Source organism: Micromonospora sp. WMMD1128 (assembly GCF_027497235.1).
Lineage (GTDB): Bacteria > Actinomycetota > Actinomycetes > Mycobacteriales > Micromonosporaceae > Micromonospora.
In genome coordinates this window covers 4,691,067-4,715,061 of record NZ_CP114902.1, presented here as the reverse complement: position 1 = coordinate 4,715,061, position 23,995 = coordinate 4,691,067, and the positions used below count along the sequence as shown (strand labels likewise).

Annotated in this window: 17 protein-coding genes and 3 pseudogenes; 14 read left to right on the top strand and 6 right to left on the bottom strand. The window is 73.0% G+C overall.

Annotated elements, in window-relative coordinates:
- Window positions 1-57: 57 nt before the first annotated feature.
- Together O7602_RS20905 and miaB are read left to right on the top strand one after the other, a co-directional pair.
- Window positions 58-537, top strand: coding sequence for a hypothetical protein (locus tag O7602_RS20905; protein WP_281584318.1), 480 nt, complete (start codon window positions 58-60; stop codon window positions 535-537).
- 112 nt (window positions 538-649) lie between these two features.
- Window positions 650-2,149, top strand: coding sequence for a tRNA (N6-isopentenyl adenosine(37)-C2)-methylthiotransferase MiaB (miaB, locus tag O7602_RS20900; protein ID WP_281584317.1), 1,500 nt, complete (start codon window positions 650-652; stop codon window positions 2,147-2,149).
- Window positions 2,150-2,250: 101 nt separating this feature from the next.
- Here the strand turns inward: miaB and O7602_RS20895 are convergent, their stop codons facing one another.
- Entirely contained in the window at window positions 2,251-3,888 is a 1,638-nt protein-coding gene (locus O7602_RS20895; protein ID WP_281584316.1) for a cellulase family glycosylhydrolase, read from the bottom strand.
- Between the two features lie 341 nt (window positions 3,889-4,229).
- Window positions 4,230-5,438, bottom strand: coding sequence for a DUF349 domain-containing protein (locus tag O7602_RS20890; protein ID WP_281584315.1), 1,209 nt, complete (start codon window positions 5,436-5,438; stop codon window positions 4,230-4,232).
- Window positions 5,439-5,638: 200 nt separating this feature from the next.
- Between O7602_RS20890 and O7602_RS20885 the strand changes: the two genes are divergently transcribed.
- From O7602_RS20885 to dapF, 3 genes are read left to right on the top strand one after another with little or no spacing between them, the layout of a single operon-like run.
- The gene (locus O7602_RS20885; RefSeq protein ID WP_281584314.1) at window positions 5,639-6,358 is read left to right on the top strand and encodes a hypothetical protein; all 720 of its coding nucleotides are present in this window, start codon (window positions 5,639-5,641) and stop codon (window positions 6,356-6,358) included.
- Window positions 6,355-7,260, top strand: coding sequence for a tRNA (adenosine(37)-N6)-dimethylallyltransferase MiaA (miaA, locus tag O7602_RS20880; RefSeq protein ID WP_281584313.1), 906 nt, complete (start codon window positions 6,355-6,357; stop codon window positions 7,258-7,260). Before O7602_RS20885 ends, miaA begins: the two co-directional genes overlap by 4 nt.
- A gap of 7 nt (window positions 7,261-7,267) precedes the next feature.
- On the top strand, window positions 7,268-8,113 hold the full coding sequence (gene dapF / locus O7602_RS20875) for a diaminopimelate epimerase (protein WP_281584312.1): 846 nt from the start codon (window positions 7,268-7,270) through the stop codon (window positions 8,111-8,113).
- A 145-nt stretch (window positions 8,114-8,258) separates the two neighbouring features.
- On the opposite strand, the gene O7602_RS20870 is transcribed toward dapF, so the two are convergent.
- Entirely contained in the window at window positions 8,259-9,731 is a 1,473-nt protein-coding gene (locus tag O7602_RS20870; protein ID WP_281584311.1) for an NAD-dependent malic enzyme, read from the bottom strand.
- Between the two features lie 171 nt (window positions 9,732-9,902).
- On the opposite strand from O7602_RS20870, the gene hflX reads away from it, so the two are divergent.
- Together hflX and O7602_RS20860 are read left to right on the top strand one after the other, a co-directional pair.
- Window positions 9,903-11,393 carry a GTPase HflX gene (hflX, locus tag O7602_RS20865; RefSeq protein WP_281584310.1) on the top strand — a complete coding sequence of 497 codons (1,491 nt, stop codon included), beginning with the start codon at window positions 9,903-9,905 and terminating at the stop codon, window positions 11,391-11,393.
- A 50-nt stretch (window positions 11,394-11,443) separates the two neighbouring features.
- On the top strand, window positions 11,444-13,174 hold the full coding sequence (locus O7602_RS20860) for a hypothetical protein (protein ID WP_281584309.1): 1,731 nt from the start codon (window positions 11,444-11,446) through the stop codon (window positions 13,172-13,174).
- 54 nt (window positions 13,175-13,228) lie between these two features.
- Here the strand turns inward: O7602_RS20860 and lexA are convergent, their stop codons facing one another.
- Together lexA and O7602_RS20850 are read right to left on the bottom strand one after the other, a co-directional pair.
- Window positions 13,229-14,011 (bottom strand): transcriptional repressor LexA, encoded by a 783-nt coding sequence (gene lexA / locus O7602_RS20855; protein WP_281584308.1) that lies wholly within the window; start codon window positions 14,009-14,011, stop codon window positions 13,229-13,231.
- A gap of 142 nt (window positions 14,012-14,153) precedes the next feature.
- Window positions 14,154-15,149, bottom strand: coding sequence for an aminoglycoside phosphotransferase family protein (locus tag O7602_RS20850; RefSeq protein ID WP_281584307.1), 996 nt, complete (start codon window positions 15,147-15,149; stop codon window positions 14,154-14,156).
- Window positions 15,150-15,493: 344 nt separating this feature from the next.
- Here O7602_RS20850 and nrdR point away from each other — a divergent pair, with 344 nt between their 5' ends.
- The 5 genes and pseudogenes from nrdR to O7602_RS20835 all read left to right on the top strand — a co-directional run bounded on the left by nrdR (window position 15,494) and on the right by O7602_RS20835 (window position 21,132).
- On the top strand, window positions 15,494-15,994 hold the full coding sequence (gene nrdR, locus O7602_RS20845; protein WP_281584306.1) for a transcriptional regulator NrdR: 501 nt from the start codon (window positions 15,494-15,496) through the stop codon (window positions 15,992-15,994).
- Window positions 15,995-16,027: 33 nt separating this feature from the next.
- A pseudogene (locus tag O7602_RS31025) lies at window positions 16,028-16,512 on the top strand (vitamin B12-dependent ribonucleotide reductase); the annotation flags it as partial.
- Window positions 16,501-17,346: pseudogene (locus tag O7602_RS31020) on the top strand (LAGLIDADG family homing endonuclease); the annotation flags it as partial. The pseudogenes O7602_RS31025 and O7602_RS31020, both read left to right, overlap by 12 nt.
- A 237-nt stretch (window positions 17,347-17,583) precedes the next feature.
- Window positions 17,584-20,010, top strand: a pseudogene (locus O7602_RS31015) (vitamin B12-dependent ribonucleotide reductase); the annotation flags it as partial.
- Between the two features lie 186 nt (window positions 20,011-20,196).
- A complete protein-coding gene (locus O7602_RS20835) occupies window positions 20,197-21,132 on the top strand; it encodes a DUF2332 domain-containing protein (RefSeq protein ID WP_281584304.1) in 936 nt (311 codons plus the stop codon).
- Between the two features lie 4 nt (window positions 21,133-21,136).
- Here the strand turns inward: O7602_RS20835 and O7602_RS20830 are convergent, their stop codons facing one another.
- Entirely contained in the window at window positions 21,137-21,670 is a 534-nt protein-coding gene (locus tag O7602_RS20830) for a hypothetical protein (protein ID WP_281584303.1), read from the bottom strand.
- Between the two features lie 167 nt (window positions 21,671-21,837).
- Between O7602_RS20830 and O7602_RS20825 the strand changes: the two genes are divergently transcribed.
- Window positions 21,838-23,274, top strand: a complete 1,437-nt coding sequence (locus tag O7602_RS20825) for an alpha/beta hydrolase (RefSeq protein ID WP_281584302.1) — start codon at window positions 21,838-21,840, stop codon at window positions 23,272-23,274.
- A gap of 11 nt (window positions 23,275-23,285) precedes the next feature.
- The gene (locus tag O7602_RS20820; RefSeq protein WP_281584301.1) at window positions 23,286-23,927 is read left to right on the top strand and encodes a class I SAM-dependent methyltransferase; all 642 of its coding nucleotides are present in this window, start codon (window positions 23,286-23,288) and stop codon (window positions 23,925-23,927) included.
- The last annotated feature ends 68 nt before the right edge of the window (window positions 23,928-23,995 follow it).

The following is a 23,995-nucleotide window of genomic DNA, read 5'->3' as shown; positions in this document are numbered from 1 at the left end:
CATCGTCAGTAAGGCCCGATCCGGAGGCCGGTGGGACGAGCGCAGCGAGGAGGCAGCATGACCGAGCTGTGGAACTGGAGAATCAACGGCGGCGCGCCGGTGGAGGTCTACCCGGCGATGGCCGAGGCGCTCGGCCGGGTGGTGATGCCCCTCGCCGTCGCCGACCCGGGCCGGCTGCCCGCGTACGCGGTGGTCTGCGACGTGTGGGAGGCGCCCGGGGCGTACGGGACGGTGGTCGACTGCTACGGCGTACCCGAAAGCCTGGCCGAGCTGCCCGCCATCGCGGCGCTGGCCCGGGTGCTGGGCCGCAACTGCCTGATGCGCGACGACACGCTCGACGCCGGCCGGCACCTGCTTGTCGCCCCGGACGGCACCATCCGCCCGGTGCACTTCGACGTGGTCGAGACCGACGACGGCGAGGTCCTCAGCGACCAGCGGCTCTGCACGCTCGCCGACCCCGGCTGCCGGGGCTGGTCGCGCTGCCACCGCTCCCGGTGGGCGCCGGACTCGGTCGCACCGGCGCTCGCCGCCGCCTGACCGTCGCCGCTGACCGCCGGGGCCTGACCGCTATCGGCTGACCGCCGCCTGACCGTCGCCGGCTGACCGCCGGCGGCGCGTACCGGCGCCACCCGGATACGCTGTCCGGGTCATGACTACCGCAGCCGTGGGCAGCCCGCGCACCTACCAGGTGCGTACGTACGGCTGCCAGATGAACGTGCACGACTCCGAGCGCATCTCCGGCCTCCTCGAGGACGCCGGATACGTGCGCGCCGCCGAGGCCGACGATCAGCCCGACGTGGTGGTGTTCAACACCTGCGCGGTCCGGGAGAACGCCGACAACCGGCTCTACGGCAACCTGGGTCACCTGCGCCCGGTCAAGGCGAAGCACCCCGGGATGCAGATCGCGGTCGGCGGCTGCCTGGCCCAGAAGGACCGCGGCGAGATCGTCCGCAAGGCGCCCTGGGTGGACGTGGTCTTCGGCACGCACAACATCGGCTCGCTGCCGGTGCTGCTGGACCGGGCCCGGCACAACGCCGCCGCCGAGGTGGAGATCCTCGAGTCGCTCGAGGTCTTCCCGTCCACGCTGCCGACGCGGCGCGAGTCGACGTACGCCGGTTGGGTCTCCATCTCCGTCGGCTGCAACAACACCTGCACGTTCTGCATCGTGCCCGCCCTGCGCGGCCGGGAGAAGGACCGCCGTCCCGGCGACGTCCTCTCCGAGGTGCGCGCGCTCGTCGACGAAGGCGTGCTGGAGGTGACCCTGCTCGGGCAGAACGTCAACTCCTACGGCGTCGAGTTCGGCGACCGGTACGCCTTCGGCAAGCTGCTGCGGGCCTGCGGCGACATCGACGGGCTGGAGCGGGTCCGGTTCACCAGCCCGCACCCGAAGGACTTCACCGACGACGTGATCGCGGCCATGGCCGAGACGCCGAACGTCTGCCACTCGCTGCACATGCCGTTGCAGTCCGGCTCCGACGACGTGCTGCGGGCCATGCGCCGCTCGTACCGCTCGGAGCGCTACCTCGGGATCATCGAGAAGGTCCGGGCGGCGATGCCGGACGCGGCGATCACCACGGACATCATCGTCGGCTTCCCCGGCGAGACCGAGGCGGACTTCGCCCGCACCCTCGACGTGGTCCGGGAGGCCCGGTTCTCCTCGGCGTTCACGTTCCAGTACTCCAAGCGCCCCGGCACCCCGGCCGCCATCATGGACGACCAACTGCCCAAGCCGGTCGTGCAGGAGCGGTACGAGCGTCTGGTCGCGTGCGTCGAGGAGATCACCTGGGCGGAGAACCGGAAGCTGGTGGGGGAGACCGTCGAGGTGCTCGTCGCCGTCGGCGAGGGGCGCAAGGACGAGCGCACCGGCCGGATGTCCGGCCGCGCCCGCGACGGCCGCCTGGTGCACTTCGCCACCGGCGAGCTGGCCGGGCGGATCCGCCCCGGCGACATCGTGCACACCGCCGTCACGTACGCGGCGCCGCACCACCTCAACGCCGACGGTGCGCCGCTCGCGCACCGGCGTACCCGGGCCGGCGACGCGGCCGAGGCGGGGCGGGCCCCGCGTACCCCCGGGGTGCTGCTCGGGTTGCCGACGGTCGGCGCGCCGGCCGCGCCGCCCGCCGCCACCGGCGGTTGCGCCGCCCGCTGACCCCGCCCTGACGGTTAGGAGGGGCCCCCGCTTAACACCTCGTGTTAAGCGGGGGCCCCTCCTCTACCGAATGCGTTAAGCGGGGCCCCCTCCTTACAACCTCAGCAGGTGGCGCTGTTGAGCTTTACGGTGGCGGGGGAGGCGGCGGTGCCGTTGGCGGTGAAGCCGACGGTGACCGAGGCCCCCGCCGCCAGCGACGGCGACCAGCCCGGCGCGGCGGCCGTGACAGTGGTGCCGGACTGCGTGACGGTGGCGTTCCAGCCACTCTGGAGCGTGACCCCGGACGGCCAGGCCCAGGTGACCGACCACGGGTTCACCGCGCCGGTGCCGGTGTTCTTCACGGTCAGTTCGCCCTGGAAGCCGCCGGCCCAGGCGTTGATCTGCTTGTAGCTGGCGGTGCAGCCGCCGCTCGGCGCCGGCGTGGTCGGCGTCGCGGTCGGGGAGCTGGTCGGCGTCGCCGTCGGCGAGCCGGTCCCGGTCGGCGTCGGGTTCGGGTTCCCGCTGCCGGACGGCGGGATCAGGTACGGCTGGAGGATGGACTGCTTGGCCTGGTTGACGGTGGTCCAGTCGTCGTTGGCGATGCCGCCGGTGTCACCCGAGTTCGGGTTCCACGACCAGTAGGTGAAGGACATCCCGTTGACCCCGGTGCCGGTGTAGGCCATCAGGTTCTCCAGCCAGATCTTGTCCTTCGGGTCCTGGAGCGTGGTGCCGAACTCGCCCATCATGATCGGCGCGATGTTCTGCTTGTAGAGGTAACCCCAGTAGTGGTCCCAGATGGCCGGCATGTTCGCCGGGTAGCTGGGGTCGTCGAACCAGGCCTGCCGGTAGACCGAGGTGGCGTACTCGTGCGGGGAGTAGACCAGCCGGTTGGCCACGTTCAGCCGGACCGGGAACTGCCCGGCCTTGGAGAGGTTGCCGCCCCACCAGCCGCAGTCCTCGTCGTTGCTGGGGTCGTTGTCCCAGACGTTCGACAGCCCGCCGCTCGGGCAGCTCACGCCCTCCACGAAGATCAGCCAGTTCGGCTGCACGCCGAGGATGGCGTTACCGGCCCGCTCGGCGGCGAGCCGCCAGTCGCGGGCGGTGTCGCCGCAGCCCCAGCAGGCGCCGGTGGCGGCCGGGTTGGTGCCCTCGGCGTGCGGCTCGTTGTGCAGGTCCGCGCCGATCACCGTCGGGTTGTTCGCGTACCGCTGGGCCATCGTCTTCCAGTCGGCGATCCAGGTCGCCTCGGAGACGCCCGAGGTGTACCAGAGCGGCGACTGCCCGGCCGAGGTCGGCCGGTGCCGGTCCAGGATGACCCGCATCCCCTTGCTGCCCGCGTAGTCGATGACCTTGTCCAGGATCTGCAACGGGGAGAGCCCGATCAGGTCCGGGTTGACGAAGTCGTTGATCCCGGTCGCCGTCGCGCCGGGCTTGATGGAGTCGTTCGAGTACGGGATGCGCAGCGTGTTGTAGCCGAGCCGGGCCATGGTGTCGAGCTGGCCGCGCCACGTGTTGCTCGACCACAGGCCGTGGAACGTCTTGTTGTCGGTCTCCATGCCGAACCAGTTGATGCCGGTCAGCCGGACGGTCGCGCCCGTGCTGTCGACGATCTTGTTGCCGCTGGTGTGCAGGTAGCCGGTGCCGGTGCCGCTGGCCGCGGCGACGGCCGGGGTGGTGCTGACGGTCGCGGCGACGAGGATGCCGGCCGCGGCGGTGGCGAGCGCCGTCAGGGCGCCGCCGAGGGCGGTGCGTCGGTGCATGGGTGCTCCACTTCGGATGCCCGCGCCGCTCAGGCGCCGCGGGCGGCAGGACCAGGAGGCCCGACCCGCTCGTCATCGAGTACGCGCACAGCGCGCGCCGGGCCGGTCACGTGGACGGCCACTCGCGACGTTCACCCGGCGACCTCGACGGCGAAGTGCAGCCGTCGACACCCTCGCGCCGGAACCCCTAGCTCCGACGCCCATTCTGATCAGCCCACCCCCACCCGTCAACACGCACCCCCTCCCGCCCCCTGGACGCGCTGATTCACGGAAAGAGTGCCTATCCGGCGCGGAACAGGCACTCTTTCGGTGAATCAGCGGGGGTCGAAGCGGGGTGTGGGTCAGCCCGCCTGTTCGGCCAGCTGGAGGAACTGGCGCTTCGAGGTGAGGGCCTGCTCGGCCTCCCTGATGCGGCGGGTGTCGCCGGCGGCCTGGGCCCGGGTCAGGCGGTCCTCGGCCTCGGCCACCTGGGCGCGCATCTGCGCCAGCAGCGGGTTGTCCTCCTTGGAGGTGCGCCGCCACGCCGAGTCCATCACCTCGCGGACCTTGTCGTCCACGGCCCGCAGCCGGCGCTCCAGGCCGGCCGCCGCCTCGCGGGGCACCCGGCCGGCCTCGTGCCACTGCGCCTGGATCTCGCGCAGCTTCGCCTGGGCGCCCTTCGGGTCGCCGTCCACGTCGAGCGCCTCGGCCTCGGCCAGCAGCGCCTGCTTACGCTCCAGGTTGGCCCGCTGCTCGTTGTCGCGGGCGGAGAAGACCTCACTGCGCCGGGTGAAGAATTCGTCCTGCGCCGCCCGGAACCGTTCCCAGAGCTTCTGCTCGGCCTCCTTGGCGGCACGCGGCGCGGCCTTCCACTGGGCCATCAGGTCCTTGAGCTGGCCGGCGGTGACGCCCCAGTCGGTCGACTCCTTGAGCTTCTCCGCCTCGGCGACCAGCTCCTCCTTGACCGTCTGCGCCTGCTTGCGCTGCTGGTCGAGGGAGGCGAAGTGGGCGCCCCGACGGCGGGTGAAGCCGTCCCGGGCCGCGGCGAACCGCTTCCACAGCTCGCCGTCGGCCTTCTTGTCGACGCCGCGGATCGTCTTCCACTCGTCGAGGATCTCCTTGAGCCGGTCGCCTGCGGTCTTCCAGCCGGTCGACTCGGCGGCGAGCTTCTCGGCCTCCTCGACCAGGGCCGTCTTGCGGGCGAGCGCCTCGCCCCGGGCGGCCTCACGGGCCGCCTTGGCCTCGCCGGCCTTCTCCTCGGCGACCGTGGCCAGCTTGTCCAACCGGGCGGCCAGGGCGTCGATGTCCCCGACGACGTGCGCCTCGGGCAGCGACGCCCGGATCCGGCGGATCGTGGTCAGCGAGTGGCCGGCGTCCGCCGCGCCCGAGTTGAGCCGGGCCTCGGTCAGGTCGACCTCGGTCACCAGGTCGGCGAAGCGCCGGGCGAAGTGGGCGAGCCCTTCCTCCGGGGCCCCCGCCTGCCAGGATCCGACCACCCGCTCGCCGTCGCCGGTCTTGACGTAGACGGTGCCGTCCTCGTCCACCCGTCCGAAGGCAGTCCAGTCGCTCATGTGCCCATCCTCGTTCTCCCGGCGTCGAGGGGACAGCCCTCGGCGCCGCCACGGCGCAGCAAACTTTCTCCCGGCATTGTCACAGGTCCGCCCCCGTCCGTGTCGAGCGCCTGTCGTCGACCGTGACCATACGGTGTCGTACGCCCTCGATGGCCGGATCGGCGCGGGGACGCACCGGGACGCCCCGATAGGTTGGGGTCGTGCCCCTGGTCGCCGCCGCCGTCTGCCCCCATCCGCCCCTGCTCGTACCCGAGCTGGCCGGCGCCGCCGCGCCGGAGCTGGACGACCTGCGCGCCGCCGCCGACGCGGCGGTGGCCCGGTTGCTCGCCGCCGGGCCCGAGGCGATCCTGCTGGTCGGTGGTGGCCCGGAGACCGTCCGGTTCAACGCCGCCGAGCACGGCTCGCTGCGTCCGTACGGGCTGGACCGCCACGTGCGGCTGTGGAAGGTCAACTGCGCCGGCGGGGACCGCCTGCCGTTGAGCCTGACCATCGGCGCGTGGCTGCTCGGCCGCGCCGGCACCGGGCTGCCCCGACTGGCCCGGTCGGTGGCGCACGACGCCACCCCGGCGGAGTGCGCGGCGTTCGGCGCGAGCCTGGTCCTCGACGACGATCCGCGGGTCGCGCTGCTCGTGCTCGGCGACGGGTCCGCCTGCCGGGGCGTCACGGCGCCGGGGTACGACGACCCGCGCGCGCAGGCGTACGACGAGGGGGTCGCCGCGGCCCTGGCCGGCGCGGACGCCGACGCCCTGCGCGGCCTGGACCCGGTGCTCTCCGGCGAGCTGCGGGCCGCCGGGCGGGCCGCGTGGCAGGTGCTCGCCGGCGCGGTCGGCGCGGCGGGCGGCCGTTGGCGGGGCGGGTTGAGCTACCACGCCGCGCCCTACGGCGTTGCCTACTTCGTGGCGAACTGGGAGCGGTCATGACAGTCGTCGCGGTGGTCGGGCCGACCGCGGCCGGCAAGTCGGCGCTGAGCATCGCGCTGGCGCACGCGCTCGACGGCGAGGTGGTCAACGCCGACTCGATGCAGCTCTACCGGGGCATGGACGTCGGCACCGCGAAGCTGACGCCGGCCGAGCGGGAGGGGGTGCCGCACCACCTGCTGGACATCTGGCCGGTGACGGAGCCGGCGAGCGTCGCCGAATACCAGGCGCTGGCCCGCGCGGCGGTCGACGACATCCTGGCCCGGGGCCGGGTGCCGCTGCTGGTCGGCGGCTCCGGGCTCTACGTGCGGGCGGTGCTGGAGCGGTTCGAGTTCCCCGGCACCGACCCGGCGCTGCGGGCCCGGCTGGAGGCGGAGCTGGCGGCGGTCGGCCCGGGTCCGCTGCACGCCCGCCTGGCCGAGGCGGACCCGGAGGCGGCGGCCGGCATCCTGCCCGGCAACGGCCGGCGGATCGTCCGGGCGCTCGAGGTGATCGAGCTGACCGGCGCGCCGTTCACCGCGTCGCTGCCCGCGCCCACGCCGTACTACCCGTCCGTTCAGCTCGGGGTCGACCTGGACACCGCCGCGTTGGACGAGCGGATCGCGCTGCGGGTGGACCGGATGTGGGCCGACGGCCTGGTCGACGAGGTGCGCTCGCTCGTCGGGCAGGGGCTGCCGGCGGGGCGGACGGCCAGCCGCGCGCTCGGCTACCAGCAGGTGCTGCGCTTCCTTGCCGGTGAGCTGACGGAGGCGCAGGCGCACGAGGAGACGATCCGGGCCACCCGGCGTTTCGTCCGCCGGCAGCGCTCGTGGTTCCGGCGCGACCCGCGGGTGCGCTGGCTCGACTCGGCCGCCCCCGGGTTCGTCGACACGGCGCTGCGGATCGCCGCCGGGGATCGGGAATGATGGGGGCGTGGAGTTCACCAAGGGGCACGGCACCGGCAACGACTTCGTCATCCTGCCCGACCCGGACGGCGCGCTCGACCTGACGTCCGACCTCGTCGCCGCGCTCTGCGACCGGCGGCGCGGGCTCGGCGGCGACGGCGTGCTGCGGGTGGTACGCGCCGCGAAGCACCCCGACGGCGTCGCGCTGGCGGGCGAGGCCGAGTGGTTCATGGACTACTGGAACTCCGACGGCTCGTTCGCCGAGATGTGCGGAAACGGGGCCCGGGTGTTCGTGCGTTACCTCCTGGAGACCGGCCTGGTCGCCCCCACGGACGGGACGCTGCCGATCGCGACCCGCGCCGGCCTGGTGCGGGCCCGCGTCGAGGGGCCGGACGTGGCGGTCGAGATGCGCCGCCCCCGCCTCCACGAGGCGGCCACCGCCACCCTGGGTGGCCTGACCCTGACCGGCACGGCGGTGGACGTGGGCAACCCGCACCTGGTGTGCGCGCTGCCCGCCGCGCTGGACCTGGCCGGTCTGGACCTCACCCGGGCCCCGGAGGTGGAGGCGGCGGCGTTCCCGACCGGGGTGAACGTCGAGTTCACCACGCCCGGGGGGCCGGTCGACGGCACCGACGGGCACGTGCTGATGCGGGTCTACGAGCGCGGCTCGGCCGAGACGCTCTCCTGCGGCACCGGCGCGTGCGCGGTCGGCGCGGTGGCGTTGCGCGACGCCGGTCGGGAAACCGGCATCGTGGCGGTGGACGTCCCGGGCGGCCGACTCATGGTCACGGTGACCACCGACTCCTGCTGGCTCGCCGGCCCCGCCGTCCTGGTGGCGACCGGCACCCTGATCCCCACAGCCATGCACCCGTAGCCCTCGCCCGCCCCGCCGCGGTGGGCGGCCTTCCGTCCGCCTTGCCGACCTCCGGAGGGTCGCTGCTGGAGATCTTGGAAGGTTCGGGCCCCCATGAGGGCCGTTTCCATCCAAGATCTCGCAGCGGACAGCGCGGCGGTCGGTGTCAGGGGGTGGCGCTGGCGTTGGCAGCGATCTCGGGGAGGTCGGACGGGCCCGGGTCGGCGGCCGGCGGCGGCGTCACGGCCGGGTTCTGGGCGGCGGCGCGCACCGCGGCGGCCACCGCGGGGGCCACCCGCGCGTCGAAGACGCTGGGCACGATCACCGTCGGGTTGATCTTCTCCTCGCCGACCACGTCGGCGATCGCCCGGGCCGCCGCGATCGCCATCTCCTCGGTGAACTCCTCGGCGTGCGCGTCGAGCATGCCGCGGAACACGCCCGGGAAGGCGAGCACGTTGTTGATCTGGTTCGGCTGGTCCGAGCGGCCGGTGGCCACCACGGCGGCGTGCTTGCGCGCCTCCCGCGGGTCCACCTCCGGGTCCGGGTTGGCGAGCGCGAAGACGATCGCGTCCTTCGCCATCGCGGCCACGTCGTCACCGGTGAGCAGGTTCGGGGCGCTCACCCCGATGAACACGTCCGCGCCGCGTACCGCCCCGGCCAGGTCACCGGCGTAGCTCTCCTTGTTGGTGTTCTCCGCCAGCCACTGCCAGGCCGGGTTGAGGTCGGGCAGGCCGCGGTGCAGGGCCCCCTGCCGGTCGTACGCGATGATGTCGCCCACGCCCTGGCGCAGCAGCAGCTTCATGATCGCGGTGCCGGCGGCGCCGGCGCCGGAGACCACGACCCGGACGTCCGCGAGCTGCTTGCCCACCACGCGCAGCGCGTTGGTCAGCGCGGCGAGCACGCAGATCGCGGTGCCGTGCTGGTCGTCGTGGAAGACCGGGATGTTCAGCGCCTCGCGCAGCCGGGCCTCGATCTCGAAGCAGCGCGGCGCGGCGATGTCCTCCAGGTTGATCCCGCCGTACGCGGGCGCGATGGCCTTGACGATCGCCACGATCTCGTCGGTGTCCTGGGTGTCAAGCACCACCGGCCAGGCGTCCACCCCGCCGAAGCGCTTGAACAGCGCCGCCTTGCCCTCCATCACCGGCAGCGAGGCGGCCGGCCCGAGGTTGCCCAGGCCGAGCACGGCCGAGCCGTCGCTGACCACGGCCACCGTGTTGCGCTTGATGGTGAGCCGGCGGGCGTCCGCCGGGTTCTCCGCGATCGCCATGCAGACCCGGGCCACCCCCGGGGTGTACGCCCGCGACAGCTCGTCACGGTTGCGGAGCGCGACCTTGGAACTCACCTCGATCTTGCCGCCGAGGTGCAGTAGGAACGTGCGGTCGGAGACCTTGCGCACGTCCACCCCGTCGAGCCCGGTGAGCGCGTCGACGACCTGGTCGGCGTGGGTGGCGTCGGCGGTGTCGCAGGTGAGGTCGACGATCACGTTCGTCGGGTCGGAGTCGACCACGTCCAGCGCGGTCACGATGGCGCCGGCCTCGCCCGCCGCGGTGGTGAGCCGGCCGATGGAGGAGGCGTCTGCGGGCACCGCGATCCGGATCGTGATCGAGAATCCGGCACTCGGCAGTCGGGTGATGGCCACGAAAATTACTCCTCCGTCGACGCTGAGCGGCTCGACTGGCATTTCTACCCGCCCGGCCGGCCCGACCGGCATCCGGGCCCGCTACCGGTGGGTAGCGCCACGGGCATAACCCGGGTGCGCCAGGCGTTGCCACATGTCAGGATTGCTGTCACGCGCCGAAAATTCCCGGCGATGCACATAACGGACAGGAGACGCAGTTTGCGCGAGCAGGAGACCTTCCAACCCTTCGAGGACGACGAGCTCGACACCACCACCGGTGACTACGAGCTGTCGGAGCGGCAGGCGCTGCGGCGGGTCCCCGGCCTCTCCACCGAGCTGACAGACGTCACCGAGGTCGAATACCGCCAGCTCCGGCTGGAGCGGGTGGTCCTGGTGGGCGTCTGGACCGAGGGTGACCAGTCGGACGCGGAAAACAGCCTGACCGAGCTCGCGGCACTGGCCGAGACGGCCGGCTCGCAGGTGCTCGAAGGGCTGATCCAGCGCCGCAACCGGCCGGACCCGGCCACCTACATCGGTCGCGGCAAGGTCGACGACCTGGGCGCAGTGGTGCTCTCCACCGGCGCCGACACGGTGATCTGCGACGGTGAGCTCTCCCCGTCGCAACTACGCAACCTCGAACAGCGCACCAAGGTCAAGGTGGTCGACCGCACCGCCCTGATCCTCGACATCTTCGCCCAGCACGCCAAGAGCAAGGAGGGCCGGGCGCAGGTCGAGCTGGCCCAGCTCGAATACCTGCTGCCGCGCCTGCGCGGGTGGGGCGAGACGCTCTCCCGGCAGACCGGTGGCAGCGGTCGCGGTGGCGGCGCCGGCGGCGGCGTGGGCGTGCGTGGTCCCGGTGAGACCAAGCTGGAGACCGACAGGCGCCGGATCCGGCACCGCATCGCGCGGCTGCGCCGCGAGATCAAGGGCATGACCACGGTACGACAGACGAAGCGCGCCCGGCGCTCCCGCAACGCGGTGCCCGCGGTGGCCATCGCCGGCTACACCAACGCCGGCAAGTCCAGCCTGCTCAACCGTCTCACCGGGGCGGGCGTGCTGGTGGAGGACGCGCTGTTCGCCACGCTGGACCCGACCACCCGTCGGGCCACCACCTCGGACGGTCGGCTCTACACGCTCTCCGACACGGTCGGGTTCGTCCGGCACCTGCCGCACCAGATCGTCGAGGCGTTCCGCTCGACGCTGGAGGAGGTCGGCGACGCCGACCTGGTGGTGCACGTGGTCGACGGCACCCACCCGGACCCGGAGGAACAGGTCCGCGCGGTCCGCGAGGTGCTCGCCGAGGTGAGCGCCGACCGGCTGCCGGAGTTGCTCGTGGTCAACAAGACCGACGCCACCGACGAGGAGACGATGCTGCGGCTCAAGCGGCTCTGGCCGGAGGCGGTGTTCGTCTCCGCGCACCGCGGGCGCGGGATCGACGAGCTGCGCGCGGCGATCGAACGGCTGCTGCCGCGGCCCGCCGTCGAGGTCCGCGCGGTGCTCCCGTACGACCGGGGTGACCTGGTGGCCCGGGCGCACCGACAGGGTGAGGTGCTCAGCACCGCACACCTGCCCGAGGGCACGCTGCTGCACGTGCGGGTGAGCCAGGCGCTCGCCGCCGAGCTGGCCCCCTACCGCGCCGGGGACCGCCTCACGAGCGAGGAACGGGTGGGCGTCGGGCGGTGAGCCGTCCGGCGTCACCCGCCGGAAACTGGGGTCGTGCGACACTGAGCCCCATGCGGCACGTTGTCTCCTCGGTCACGCTCGCGCTCGGCCTGGTCGGCGCGGTCGTGGCGCCGGCCGGGCCGGCACTGGCGGCGCCCGGCGCGGCCCCGGTCCTGGCTGCGGCTCCCAAGAAGAAGTGCACGGTCTCCGACGACCGCCTTCGCGAGCTGTCCGGCCTGGTCGCCACCAGCGACGGCTACGTCGTCATCAACGACGGCTCCGACGATCCCAGCCGCAAGCGGGTCTTCTACCTGACCACCAAGTGCAAGGTCGACAAGGAGGTCCGATACTCCGGTGACGGACCCCTCGACACCGAGGACCTGGCGCTCGGGCCGGACGGCAAGACGCTCTGGATCGCCGACACCGGCGACAACATCGAGAAGAAGACCCGGCGGGAGCGCGTCGCGGTCTGGACGATGCCGCTGAGCGGGTCGAAGGAGCCGGTCCTGCACCGGCTCAGCTATCCGGGCAAGGAGCCGCACGACGCCGAGGCGCTGCTCGTCGGCGACGACGGCATGCCGCTGGTGATCACCAAGGACCTCTCCGGCACGTCGGAGATCTTCACGCCGACGGTGAAGCTGAAGGCCGGCGCCGACCTCGAGCCGGTTCCGATGAAGAAGGTCGGCGAGTTCACGCTGCCCAGGACCAACACGGAGAACAAGCTCGGCTCGCCCGGCCGGGCGCTCGTCACCGGCGCCGGTCGCGCACCCGACGGCGGCAAGGTCGTGATCCGCACGTACGCGGACGCGTTCGAGTTCGACGTGGCCGGCGGCGACATCGTCAAGGCGCTGACCGGCGGCAAGCCCCGGATCACCCCGCTCGCCGACCCGTTCGGCGAGGCCATCTCCTACACCCCGGACGGCAAGTCGTTCGTCACCGTCTCCGACGGCGGCTCGCTCGACGACGCGGACCCGATCGACATCCTCGGCTACACGCCGTCGACCACCGGGGCGGAGGCGTTGCCCAACGGCGGCAACCCCGACACCAAGCCGGCCGCACAGAAGTCCTGGCTGGAAGGGCTCTCGCTCGACGAGATCACGTACCTGATCGCCGCGGTCGGGGTGCTCGGCGCGCTCCTGGTCGGCGCCGGCGTGTTCGGCATCCTGCGGGCCCGGCGCAAGCCGGCGCCCGTCGCCGCGGCCGACGCGCCCGAGCGGAGCGGTGAATTCCCGGTGGGCGGCGGCCCCGCGCCCGGCAACCGGCCAGGCGCACCGCCGCGCGGCGGCGTCTACGGTGGCGCCGCGAACGGCAACCGGCCGGCGGCCGGCGGGGTCTACGGCGGTGGCCGGCCCCAGGGAGGCGCGGTCTATGGCGGCGCGCCCCACGGTGGGGCGCAGGGCGGCAGCCGTCCGCAGGGCGGCGGCGGCGCCCAGGGTGGGCGCCCCCAGGGCGGTGGGCGCCCCCATGGTGGTGGCGCCCCCCAGAGCGGGCGCCCCCAGGGCGGCGGGGTCTACGGCGGTGGCGCCGGTCCGGGCGGTGGCGCCGGGGAGCGGGCCGGTCAGGGCGGTGTCTACGGAGGCGGCGGTCCGGGCGGTGCCCGTCCGGGCGGCCGTGGCGGCGGCCCGGGGAGCGCCGGCCACGGGCAGCCCGGCGGCGGGGGCCGGCGGAGTGACGGCGGCCGGGCCGAGCCGCCGCGCCGGGAGCCGGGCCCACGGGACCCGCGCGGCGCCCGCCGCGACGACGGCCACGGAGGGTACGGTCCGGTCTCCGGCGGCCGGGAGCACCGGGGCGACCGCTACTGAGACGACTTTCGTGAGGGGTGGCCGCCGCGGTCACCCCTCACGAAAGTCGGTGGGTCAGATCCGGCGCAGCACCGCGACCACGCGGCCCATGATGGTGGCGTCGTCGCCGGGGATCGGGTCGAAGGCCGGGTTCTGCGGCATCAGCCAGACGTGCCCGTCGCGGCGCCGGTAGGTCTTCACGGTCGCCTCGCCGTCGAGCATGGCCGCCACGATGTCGCCGACCTCGGCATTGGGCTGCTGCCGCACGACCACCCAGTCGCCGTCGCAGATCGCCGCGTCGAGCATCGAGTCGCCCTTGACCTGGAGCATGAAGACCTCGCCCTCGCCGACCAGCTCGCGGGGGAGGGGGAAGATGTCCTCCACGGCCTGCTCGGCGAGGATCGGCCCGCCGGCGGCGATCCGGCCCAGCATCGGCACGTAGGCCGGGGCGGGACGCTGCGCCCGGGCGGCCTCGTCGTCGACGTCGCTCGGGGCCCGGACATCGACCGCGCGCGGTCGGTTCGGGTCGCGGCGCAGGAAGCCCTTCTTCTCCAGCTCCTTGAGTTGGTAGGCGACGCTGGACGGGGAGACCAGGCCGACGGCCTCGCCGATCTCGCGCACGCTCGGCGGGTAGCCGTGGCGCTCGACCCAGGTGCGGATGAAATCCAGGATCCGGCGCTGCCGGGCGGTGAGATCGACCGTCGCCGGGTCGGGGAAGCTGCTGACCACCGGGGTGACCGGGCGCACCGCGGGCTGGACGGCGCGGCTACGGGCGGTGCGGGGGCGACGGGACGCCGGCGGACCCGCCCCGTCGATCGGCTGCGGGTTCTTCTGCCGGCTGGCCCGGTCCTCGGTCACGTCCGTCCCTCCCTGGTCGGCGCTGGGTGCCTCGTCGGCTCGTGGTGCATATGGTCCGACCGTAACGGTAAGATCGGCCTTTTTCAAACATCTGTACGACCTGACGTCGGCGTGTCGCCCCGCGAGTCGGGCGCGGCGAGAGTCAGAGCGGAGCCGGTGCGAACAGCTCCTCCAGCCAGCCCGGGACGGCGGCGGCGTACTCGGCGCGGGCCGGGTCGGCCGGCGGCAGGGCCCGTCGCCAGGACAGCGAACGGCTGACCGTGGTCACGGTCGTCGCCAGGGCCGCCGCCTCCCGCAGGACGGCCCGGTCGTGCCTGTCGGTCCACGCCTCCAGGTACGCGTCCCGCACGCGGAGCAGCACCGGGTCACCGGCGGGCAGCTCGAAGGCGTGCGCGACCGAGCGCAGTGTCACCAGCAGGGTGCCGAACGGGTGGGCGAGGGAGGCGTCCCCCCAGTCGAAGAAGCGTGGGCCGTCGGCGGCGACGAAGACGTTGCCGTCGTGCAGGTCGTCGTGCTGCACGGTGGGCTCGACCCCGAGGTCGGCGAGCCGCCGGCAGTCCCGCGCGTACCGGTCGGCGTGGGCGCGCAGCCGGGCGAGGAACTCCGGCGTGAGCCCGCCGTCCCGGCCGAGCAGCAGCGCGTCGGAGTCGCCCAGCAGGCCGGTGAAGAGCCCCGGCAGTGCCTCCGGCCGGTGGTCGGGCAGGCCGAGGGCGAGCAGCTCACCGGCGTGCGCGGCGCTCGCCCGCTGCAGGTCGGCGTAGACCGGGAGGATCCGCTCCCAGCGGCCCGGATCGGGCTCGACGGCCAGCACGTCGCGGAGGGTGGGGCCGCCGTCCGGCAGCAGGGACCAGCCCCGGCCCGCGTCCACCGCCAGCGGGTCCGGCACCCGGCCGGGCGCCAGCCGGGACAGCGCGGCCAGCACGCCCGCCTCGTAGCGGGTGCCGTCGCTGTTGGCCTTGAACCAGGCGTCGCCGTCGCCGGTGGGCACGCGCCACACCAGGGACCACGGGCGTACGCGCTCCTGCACCGGCCCGGTGACCCGCCGGCCGTGCCGGCCGAGCTGCTCCGCCACCCAGTGCGAGGCGGACTCGCGCCACCCCGGCGCGTCCCACTTGATGTCGATCACGTCTGCGCTCACGCCGGCAACCTAGCCCGGTGGACGCCGTCGGGCGAGGCGATTTCGGTCGAACGGGTGTTCCATCCCGATGTGCCGTGACCGGGGGTGGTCGGGGCGCGTTGGGATCGTCGACGGGTGACGCGCCGGACACTCCGGCCAACTTGACCTCGCTTGGGGGACGGCATACGGTCAACCCCTAGATGTAGTAGTGACACGGGCGTAAGTTGCCTACAGGTTGGGTTCGACTACCGAACGCACTCCCATCTCGCGCACCCGGCGACAGCCATCGAAGGATGGCTCCGCCGTGTCGACGCGTGCCCGGGAGCCGGTGGTGGTGCCCGTGGTCGATCAAAGGAGGTCGGGCGATGCGATGTCCGTACTGCCGGCACGCCGACTCCCGGGTGGTCGACTCGCGGGAGGCCGACGACGGCCAGCTCATCCGACGACGGCGATCCTGCCCGGAGTGCGGCAAGCGGTTCACCACCGTCGAGGAGGCGGTGCTCGCGGTGGTCAAGCGCAGCGGGGTGACCGAGCCGTTCAGCCGCACGAAGATCATCGGCGGGGTGCGCAAGGCGTGTCAGGGCCGACCGGTCGACGACGACTCGATCGCGCTGCTGGCACAGAAGGTCGAGGAGACCGTACGCGCCAAGGGGGCGGCCGAGATCCCCAGCCACGACGTGGGGCTGGCCATCCTCGGCCCGTTGCGTGATCTCGACGAGGTGGCCTACCTGCGGTTCGCCAGCGTCTACCGGTCCTTCGACTCGCTCGCCGACTTCGAGCACGAGATCGAGACGCTGCGGGCCGCCGCGCGCGCCCGGGACGGCGCCGACGCGCCGGCGGCCGACGCCGCCGGCGCGATCAGCTGACATTTCTGATTTCCGACAGTGTGAGCAGGCACGGTGGGTGACCGTGCCGACGAGGGGGCGAGGGCGTGACGACAAGCAAGTCACGGAACAAGGCCGGGGCGGGGCTGAAGATCGAGCGCGTCTGGACGACCGAGGGGGTGCACCCCTACGACGAGGTCGCCTGGGAGCGCCGCGACGTCGTGATGACGAACTGGCGGGACGGCTCGATCAACTTCGAGCAGCGCGGGGTGGAGTTCCCCGAGTCCTGGTCGGTCAACGCGGCCAACATCGTGACCACCAAGTACTTCCGGGGCGCGGTGGGGACCCCGGAACGGGAGTGGTCGCTCAAGCAGCTCATCGACCGGGTGGTCGACACCTACCGCACCGCCGGTGAGGAGTACGGCTACTTCGCCTCCCCGGCCGACGCCGAGGTGTTCGCGCACGAGCTGACCTGGATGCTGCTGCACCAGGTGTTCAGCTTCAACTCGCCGGTCTGGTTCAACGTCGGCACGCCGTCGCCGCAGCAGGTGAGCGCCTGCCTCCCGTACGACTCGCTGGTCAGCACGCCGGCCGGGCTGGTCCCGATCGGGAAGCTTGTCGAGGACGGGGCCGTCGGCACCAAGGTGTACGACGCGAACGGTCTGACCAGCATCGTCGCCGTCAAGGCCAACGGGGTGCGCGAGGTTCTCCGACTGCACACCAAGGCGGGTTACACCCTCGACGTCACCCCGGACCACGTGGTCTGGAAGAGCACCGGCGCCGGCACCGGCGCCTGGGTGGAGGCCGGCACCCTCAACCCTGGCGATCAGCTCGAGTGGCACCGCACGTACGCCTACGGCGAGAGCGAGATCGACCTACTGGAGATCCGCGAGGCCGCGCTGGCCGGCTGGCTACAGTCGGACGGGTTCGTCGGCCAGTACGACAAGGGCACGAACCGGTCGCTGACCATTGAGGCGATGACCGTCAACGACGACGAGCTGGACTGGGTCACCGGCACCCTCGACGAGGTCTTCGCCGACGCCCACCGGCACGAGCGCACCGTGCAGACGCAGAGCGACCAGCTGGACTGCCGGCGTACCCGCCTCTACGGCGAGCACCTGCGCCCGTTCGTGGACAAGTGGGACCTGCTCACCCGCGGCGTCGACATGAGCGTGCCGGAGCGGCTGTTCACCGCGCCGCTGCCGGTCGTCGCCGGTTACCTGCGCAGCATCTTCCAGGCCGAGGGTTACGTGTCGGCCCGGGAGAGTTCGACGCTCGTCGCGGTGGACATGGTCTCGGAGAAGCTGATCCGTGGCGTACAGAGCCTGCTGTTGCGGTTTGGGATCTTCTCCCGCGTCTCGCGCAAGCGGGACCCGCGTCCGGACCGCAACGACTGCTGGACGGTCCGGATCCAGAACGACGGCGACCGGGACCTGTTCGCCACCCACATCGGGTTCATCGGCGCGGAGAAGATGGCCAAGCTCGAACAGAGCTTCGCGAAGGCGGGCCGGCCGGCCAATGGCGTCAAGCGGTTGGAGATCGACCGCATCGAGCCGATCGGCGCGATGGAGGTCTACGACATCCAGACGGAGAGCGGCGAGTTCCTGGCCGGCAACCTCCGGGTGCACAACTGTTTCATCCTGGCCGTCGACGACTCGATGGACTCGATCCTCGACTGGTACAAGGAGGAGGGGCTGATCTTCAAGGGCGGCTCCGGCTCCGGCGTCAACCTGTCCCGGATCCGCTCCTCCCGGGAGCTGCTCTCCTCCGGCGGCAATGCCTCCGGCCCGGTCAGCTTCATGCGCGGCGCGGACGCCTCCGCCGGCACCATCAAGTCCGGCGGCGCCACCCGGCGCGCGGCGAAGATGGTCATCCTCGACGTGGACCACCCGGACATCCAGGAGTTCGTGGTCACCAAGGCGCGCGAGGAGGACAAGATCCGCGCGCTGCGGGACGCCGGCTTCGACATGGACCTGGGCGGCGCCGACATCGTCAGCGTGCAGTACCAGAACGCCAACAACTCGGTCCGCGTCTCCGACGAGTTCATGACCGCGGTGGAGAACGGCGGCGGCTTCGACCTGCGCGGCCGGCTCGACGGCCAGGTCATCGAGACGGTCGACGCCAAGAACCTGTTCCGGAGCATCTCGACGGCCGCCTGGGAGTGCGCCGACCCGGGCCTCCAGTACGACGACACGATCAACGACTGGCACACCTGCCCGGAGACCGGGCGGATCACCGCGTCGAACCCGTGCTCGGAATACCTGCACCTGGACAACTCCTCGTGCAACCTGGCGTCGCTGAACCTGATGAAGTTCCTCCGCGCCGACGGCGGCTTCGAGGTGGAGAAGTTCGTCCGGTCGGTCGAGCTCGTCATCACCGCGATGGACATCTCGATCTGCTTCGCCGACTTCCCGACCGAGAAGATCGGCGAGACCAGCCGCGCCTACCGGCAGCTCGGCATCGGGTACGCCAACCTGGGCGCCCTGCTGATGGCCTCCGGCCTGCCGTACGACTCGGAGCAGGGGCGGGAGGTGTCGGCGGCGATCACCTCGCTGATGACCGGCACCGCCTACCGCCGCTCCGCGGAGCTGGCCGGCATTGTCGGCCCGTACGACGGCTACGCCCGCAACGCCGAGCCGCACAAGCGGGTCATGCGCAAGCACGCCGCCGCCAACGACAGCATCCGGCCGACCGGCACCGTGGGCACCGCCGTGCAGCGCGAGGCGACCAAGCAGTGGACCCTGGGCAACAAGCTCGGCGACAAGAACGGCTGGCGCAACTCGCAGGCGAGCGTGCTCGCCCCGACCGGCACCATCGGCCTGATGATGGACTGCGACACCACCGGTGTCGAGCCGGACCTGGCGCTGGTGAAGTTCAAGAAGCTCGTCGGCGGCGGCTCGATGCAGATCGTCAACCAGACCGTGCCGCGCGCCCTGCGCAGCCTCGGCTACCCCGAGGAGCAGGTCGAGGCGATCGTCGAGCACATCGCCGACCACGGGCACGTGGTGGACGCCCCCGGCCTGAAGCCGGAGCACTACCCGGTCTTCGACTGCGCCATGGGTGAGCGGTCCATCGCGCCGATGGGGCACGTGCGGATGATGGCGGCGGTCCAGCCGTTCATCTCCGGCGCCATCTCCAAGACGGTCAACATGCCGGAGCAGGCGACCGTCGAGGACGTCGAGAAGATCTACTTCGAGGGCTGGAAGCTCGGCCTGAAGGCGCTGGCGATCTACCGGGACAACTGCAAGGTGGGCCAGCCGCTGTCGGTGGCGAAGCCGAACAAGGCAGTCGTCGAGGCGGCCGTCGAGGCCGCGGTCGAGGCCGCCGTCGCCGAGAAGGTCGTGGAGAAGGTCGTCGAGTACCGCCCGGTGCGCAAGCGGTTGCCGAAGAAGCGCCCGTCGCAGACGGTCTCCTTCTCGGTCGGCGGCGCGGAGGGTTACCTCACCGCCTCGTCCTACCCGGACGACGGCCTCGGCGAGGTCTTCCTGAAGATGTCGAAGCAGGGCTCGACCCTGGCCGGCGTGATGGACGCCTTCTCGGTGGCCATCTCCATCGGTCTCCAGTACGGCGTCCCGCTGGAGACGTACGTCAGCAAGTTCACCAACATGCGCTTCGAGCCGGCCGGCATGACCGACGACCCGGACGTGCGGATGGCCGCCTCGGTGATGGACTACATCTTCCGTCGCCTGGCGCTTGACTTCCTGCCGTACGAGCGCCGCGCGGAACTGGGCATCTTCACCGCCAAGGAGCGGGCCGCCCAGCTCCGGGCCGAGGCGGAGGCGGAGGCGAGCGGTGCGGACCTCACCGCGATGGCCGCCTCCGCCCCGGTCGAGGCGCCCGAGCCGACGACCGGCCCGGTGGCCCAGCCGGCGCAGGAGCTGGCCGACGTCGCCGCCGTGAAGCCCGCACCGACGGTGGGCTCCAGCACCGAGCTGCTGGAGGCGGTGATCGGCAAGGCCGCCGACGCGCCGCTCTGCTTCACCTGCGGCACCAAGATGCGGCCGGCCGGCAGCTGCTACGTCTGCGAGGGCTGCGGCTCCACAAGCGGCTGTAGCTGACAGTTCCACCGCACGTCCCGCGAGCGCGGCAGGGTCCCCCTGCCGCGCTCGCGGCGTTTCGTGATCCACTCCATCTCGGGGAAACGGCGGCATCCACCCGCCCTCGACCCGGCGATTTCCCGGACCTGGCGGCGAAGCCCACCGCGCGGGCCAGCGCGGGCCGGCGCGGGCTGCGATGCTCGGGGGATGAGCACGGCCGACATCTATCAGGCGTTCGCCGACCGCGAGGCGCGCGACGTCTCCCCGGCGTACGACAGGTTGTCGCAGGTGGTGGCGCGCGACCCGGAGCTGCTCGCGTTGCTCGACACGCTGCCGGCGGCCAAACGCCAGCCGAACCTGCTCTTCGGGGTGGTCCGGCTGCGCGGCGGCCCGGTGGACGACCCGGCGGCATTCCGTGCGCACGTGGTGGCGCACTGGCCGGACGTCGCGGCGCAGATGCGGGTCCGAGCGACGCAGACGAACGAGGCCGGGCGCTGCGCGGCGCTGCTCCCGGCGCTGGCCGCGTTGCCGCAACCGCTGGCGTTGCTGGAGGTGGGCGCGTCAGCCGGCCTGTGTCTCTATCCCGACCGGTACGCCTACCGCTACGGCGACCGGCGGGTCGGAGACGGCGAGCCGGTGCTCGACTGCGCGCTGAGCGGCGCCGCCCCGCCGGACCGGCGGCCGGAGGTGGTGTGGCGGGCCGGGCTGGACGTGCACCCGCTCGACGTCACCGACCCGGCCGACCTGGCCTGGCTGGACGCGCTGATCTGGCCGGAGCACACGCACCGCCGGGACCGGCTGCGGGCCGCCGCGGCGGTCGCGGCGGCCGACCCGCCGCTGCTGGTCCGGGGCGACCTGGTCGACGACCTGCCGGCGCTGGCGGCGCGCGCCCCGGCCGGCGCGACGCTCGTGGTGTTCCACAGCTCGGTGCTCTACCAGGTGCCGGTGGAGCGCCGGGCGGCCTTCACCGAGCTGGTGCGGACGCTGCCCGGGCACTGGCTCGCCAACGAGGATCCGGCCGTCCTGCCGCACGCGGAGCTGCCCGCGCCGCCGGGCGGCGGGTTCCACAACGTGCTCGCGCTGGACGGCCGTCCCCTCGCCTGGACCCGGGGCCACGGGCAGGCGGTCACCTGGTTCGGCTGACGGTTCAGGCCGGCAGCGAGTCGACCGCCGAGGCGAGCACCCCGCGCAGGTCGGCCTCCGCACCGGCGGGCAGCGTCTGCGGCTTGACCACCTGGTACGCCACGCGTACCTCGTAGTGGTCGCCCCGCCAGGCCCAGCCGTCGAACCGGGTTTCCCCGCCGTCCCACGCCTTCACCGCCACGCAGGAGGCGTCCCCCGGCCCGGCGTCGGTCAGGTCGGTGGCGATCCGCGCGCACCGGTCCCGTCGCCACCTGTCGTCGTACATGCCGCCGGCGTCGACGGCCACGGTGACGGCGAGGTCGCCGCGCATCGAGGTGCCGCTGGTCAGGTCGACCGCGCACTCCCGCGAGCCGCTGCGGTCACCGAGGTTCGCCGCGGCGCTGGGCTGCGCGCCGGGCGCGAGGCGGGCCAGCAGGTCGGTCGGGAGCAACGCGCAGGGGTCGCGAAGCTCATCCGGCTGCGCTGTCTCGTCCGCGGCACAGCCGGCGGTGGCCAGGAGCGCACCGGTGACCACGAGCATTGCGGCCGATCTCGTCATCTGTCCTCCTTGGACGGTCGCGGGGGACCGTAGCAACGCGTCGCTACCCCCGGATCTCATGGGGGGACGTGTCCCGACCCGTAGACGTCCGCACTCTTCGTGCCGGGGGGACCACCCCGCGTGGCTGTCGCGGATAAGGTGGACGGTCTCGGTGGAAGGAGGTCGAGATGCGGGTTCGGAGTCTCCTCGCGGCGGCGCTGCCGCTGCTCTGGGGCGTGCTGGCCGGCTGGTGGACCCCGCGCGGCCCCGGCACGGTCGGCACGGCGCTCGCCTCCGTCGCGGTGAGCCTCGCCGTCGGGCTGGTCGCCGGCTGGTCGAGCCGCTCCCGCTGGGCCATGCTCGTCGGGCCGGTGTTCTTCGCGCTCGCCGTCGAGCTGGTCCGGCTCCGCCTGCGCGGGCCCACCGTCGACCGTCCCCACCTCACCGGTCTCGGCGTCGCGGCGCTGCTCGCCGGCCGGGGCGTACACGGGCTGCTCGCGTTGCTGCCGATGCTCGTCGGCGCCGCTTACGGCGCCGGCCTTGCCCGCCGCCTCGACGGCGTGCCCCCGCGCCGGCCGGTGCCCCGGTGGTCGGGCCGGGTGGGCATCGGCCTGCTCGCCGCGCTGCTCGTGCTGGTCAGCGTGGGTGCGGCGGTGCCGGGCCGCACCGACCCGATCCCCGGCGGGATCGCCCGGTTCGACACCGTCGACTCCGGTGGGCGCGAGCTGGGCCTGCTGATCCGGGGTACGGACATGAGCGCGCCCGTGCTGCTGGTGGTGCCCGGACCGCCCGGCGGTTCGGAGATCGGCGCGGTCCGCCGTCACCTGTCCGCCCTGGAACGGCACTTCGTGGTCGCGGTCTGGGACCGGGCCGGCGCCCCGCACTCCTGGTCGGCGTTCCGCGCCCCCGCCGACTGGCGGCTCGACGACGAGGTCGACGACCTGGTCGCGGTCGCCCGCCACCTGCGGGAGCGGTTCGGCCGCGATCGGATCCACCTGGTCGCCCATTCCGGCGGCACCACCGTGGGCCTGCTCGCCGTGCAACGGCACCCCGAGCTGTTCGCCTCCTACGTGGGCGTCGGGCAGGTGGTCAGCCTGCGTGAGGCCGACCGCAGCCAGTACGCCGACACCGTCGCCTGGGCCCGCCGCACCGGCCGGACGGCGCTCGCCGACCGGATGGCCGCCCAGGGCCCGCCGCCCTACCGCGACGTGTGGGCGTACGAGGCGTTGCTCACCAACGAGGCCGGTGCGTTCCCGGTCGACCGGGCCGGCGCGGGCGAGGACGAGACCGGGACCGTCGGCAACCTGGGCGTGCCGGAATACAGTCCACTGGAGAAGGTGCACGTGTTCGGCTTCCTCGACGGCTGGGACGTGCTCTACCCCCGGTTGCAGGATCTCGACTTCCGGCGCGACGTGCGACAGCTCGCCGTGCCGGCCCGGTTCGTCGACGGCGCGCAGGAGGTGCCGGGCCGGCTGCGCCTGTTCGACCAGTGGTACGCCCAACTTCAGGCCCCGCGCAAGGACCACCTGGTGATCCCGCGCGCCGGGCACCGGTCGCTGTTCGAGCGGCCCGCCGAGTTCGTGACGTACCTGGAGCGGATCCGCTCCGACGGGGGCCCACCCTAGAGTGGTCCGGCGTGACCGAACCGAGCTGGCTCACCGAGACCCGCACCGCCTACGACACCGTGGCTGTCGACTACGCGCGGCTGTTGCCGGAGGTGGTGGAGCCACCGCTGGACCGGGCCGTGCTCACCGCGTTCGCCGAGACGGTCGGGCCGGGCCGGCCGGTGTTGGAGGTCGGTTCCGGCACCGGTCGCGTCACCGCCCACCTGCGTCGCCTCGGCCTCGACATCGCCGGCGTGGACCTCTCGCCGGGCATGGTGGCGGTGGCCCGCCGAGCCCATCCGGAGCTGCGCTTCGACGTCGGCTCGATGTCGGAGCTGACCGCGCCGGACGCGTCGCTGGCCGGGCTGGTCTCCTGGTACTCGGTCATCCACCTGCCGCCGGAGCTGCTGCCCGAGGTGTTCGCCGGCTTCCGCCGGGTGCTCGCGCCGGGCGGCCACCTGCTGCTCGCCGTAAAGGCCGGTGACCGGCTCGACCGGCGGGAGCAGGCGTACGGGCACTGCGTCGCCTTCGACGTGCACTGGCTGCCGCCGGAGCGACTCGCCGCGCAGCTCGCCGCCGCCGGGTTGCCGGTGCGGGCCACGCTGGTCCGCGAGCCGGTCGGCGCCGAGCGTCAGCCCCAGGCGTTCCTGCTGGCCGAGCGCCCGACCGGCTGACCCTTCCCGTCCGTGCCCGGGCCCCGCGCCGACGCCCGGAGACCGGCGTTCGCCGCTGTTAAGCGGGG

What these genes read in the sequence shown, in the direction of transcription:
- O7602_RS20905 (WP_281584318.1), top strand. Translation starts at nt 58, where the DNA reads ATGACCGAGCTGTGGAACTGGAGAATCAACGGCGGCGCGCCGGTGGAG.
- miaB (WP_281584317.1), top strand. Translation starts at nt 650, where the DNA reads ATGACTACCGCAGCCGTGGGCAGCCCGCGCACCTACCAGGTGCGTACG.
- O7602_RS20895 (WP_281584316.1), bottom strand. Translation starts at nt 3,888, where the DNA reads ATGCACCGACGCACCGCCCTCGGCGGCGCCCTGACGGCGCTCGCCACC.
- O7602_RS20890 (WP_281584315.1), bottom strand. Translation starts at nt 5,438, where the DNA reads ATGAGCGACTGGACTGCCTTCGGACGGGTGGACGAGGACGGCACCGTC.
- miaA (WP_281584313.1), top strand. Translation starts at nt 6,355, where the DNA reads ATGACAGTCGTCGCGGTGGTCGGGCCGACCGCGGCCGGCAAGTCGGCG.
- hflX (WP_281584310.1), top strand. Translation starts at nt 9,903, where the DNA reads ATGCACATAACGGACAGGAGACGCAGTTTGCGCGAGCAGGAGACCTTC.
- O7602_RS20860 (WP_281584309.1), top strand. Translation starts at nt 11,444, where the DNA reads ATGCGGCACGTTGTCTCCTCGGTCACGCTCGCGCTCGGCCTGGTCGGC.
- nrdR (WP_281584306.1), top strand. Translation starts at nt 15,494, where the DNA reads ATGCGATGTCCGTACTGCCGGCACGCCGACTCCCGGGTGGTCGACTCG.
- O7602_RS20835 (WP_281584304.1), top strand. Translation starts at nt 20,197, where the DNA reads ATGAGCACGGCCGACATCTATCAGGCGTTCGCCGACCGCGAGGCGCGC.
- O7602_RS20830 (WP_281584303.1), bottom strand. Translation starts at nt 21,670, where the DNA reads ATGACGAGATCGGCCGCAATGCTCGTGGTCACCGGTGCGCTCCTGGCC.
- O7602_RS20825 (WP_281584302.1), top strand. Translation starts at nt 21,838, where the DNA reads ATGCGGGTTCGGAGTCTCCTCGCGGCGGCGCTGCCGCTGCTCTGGGGC.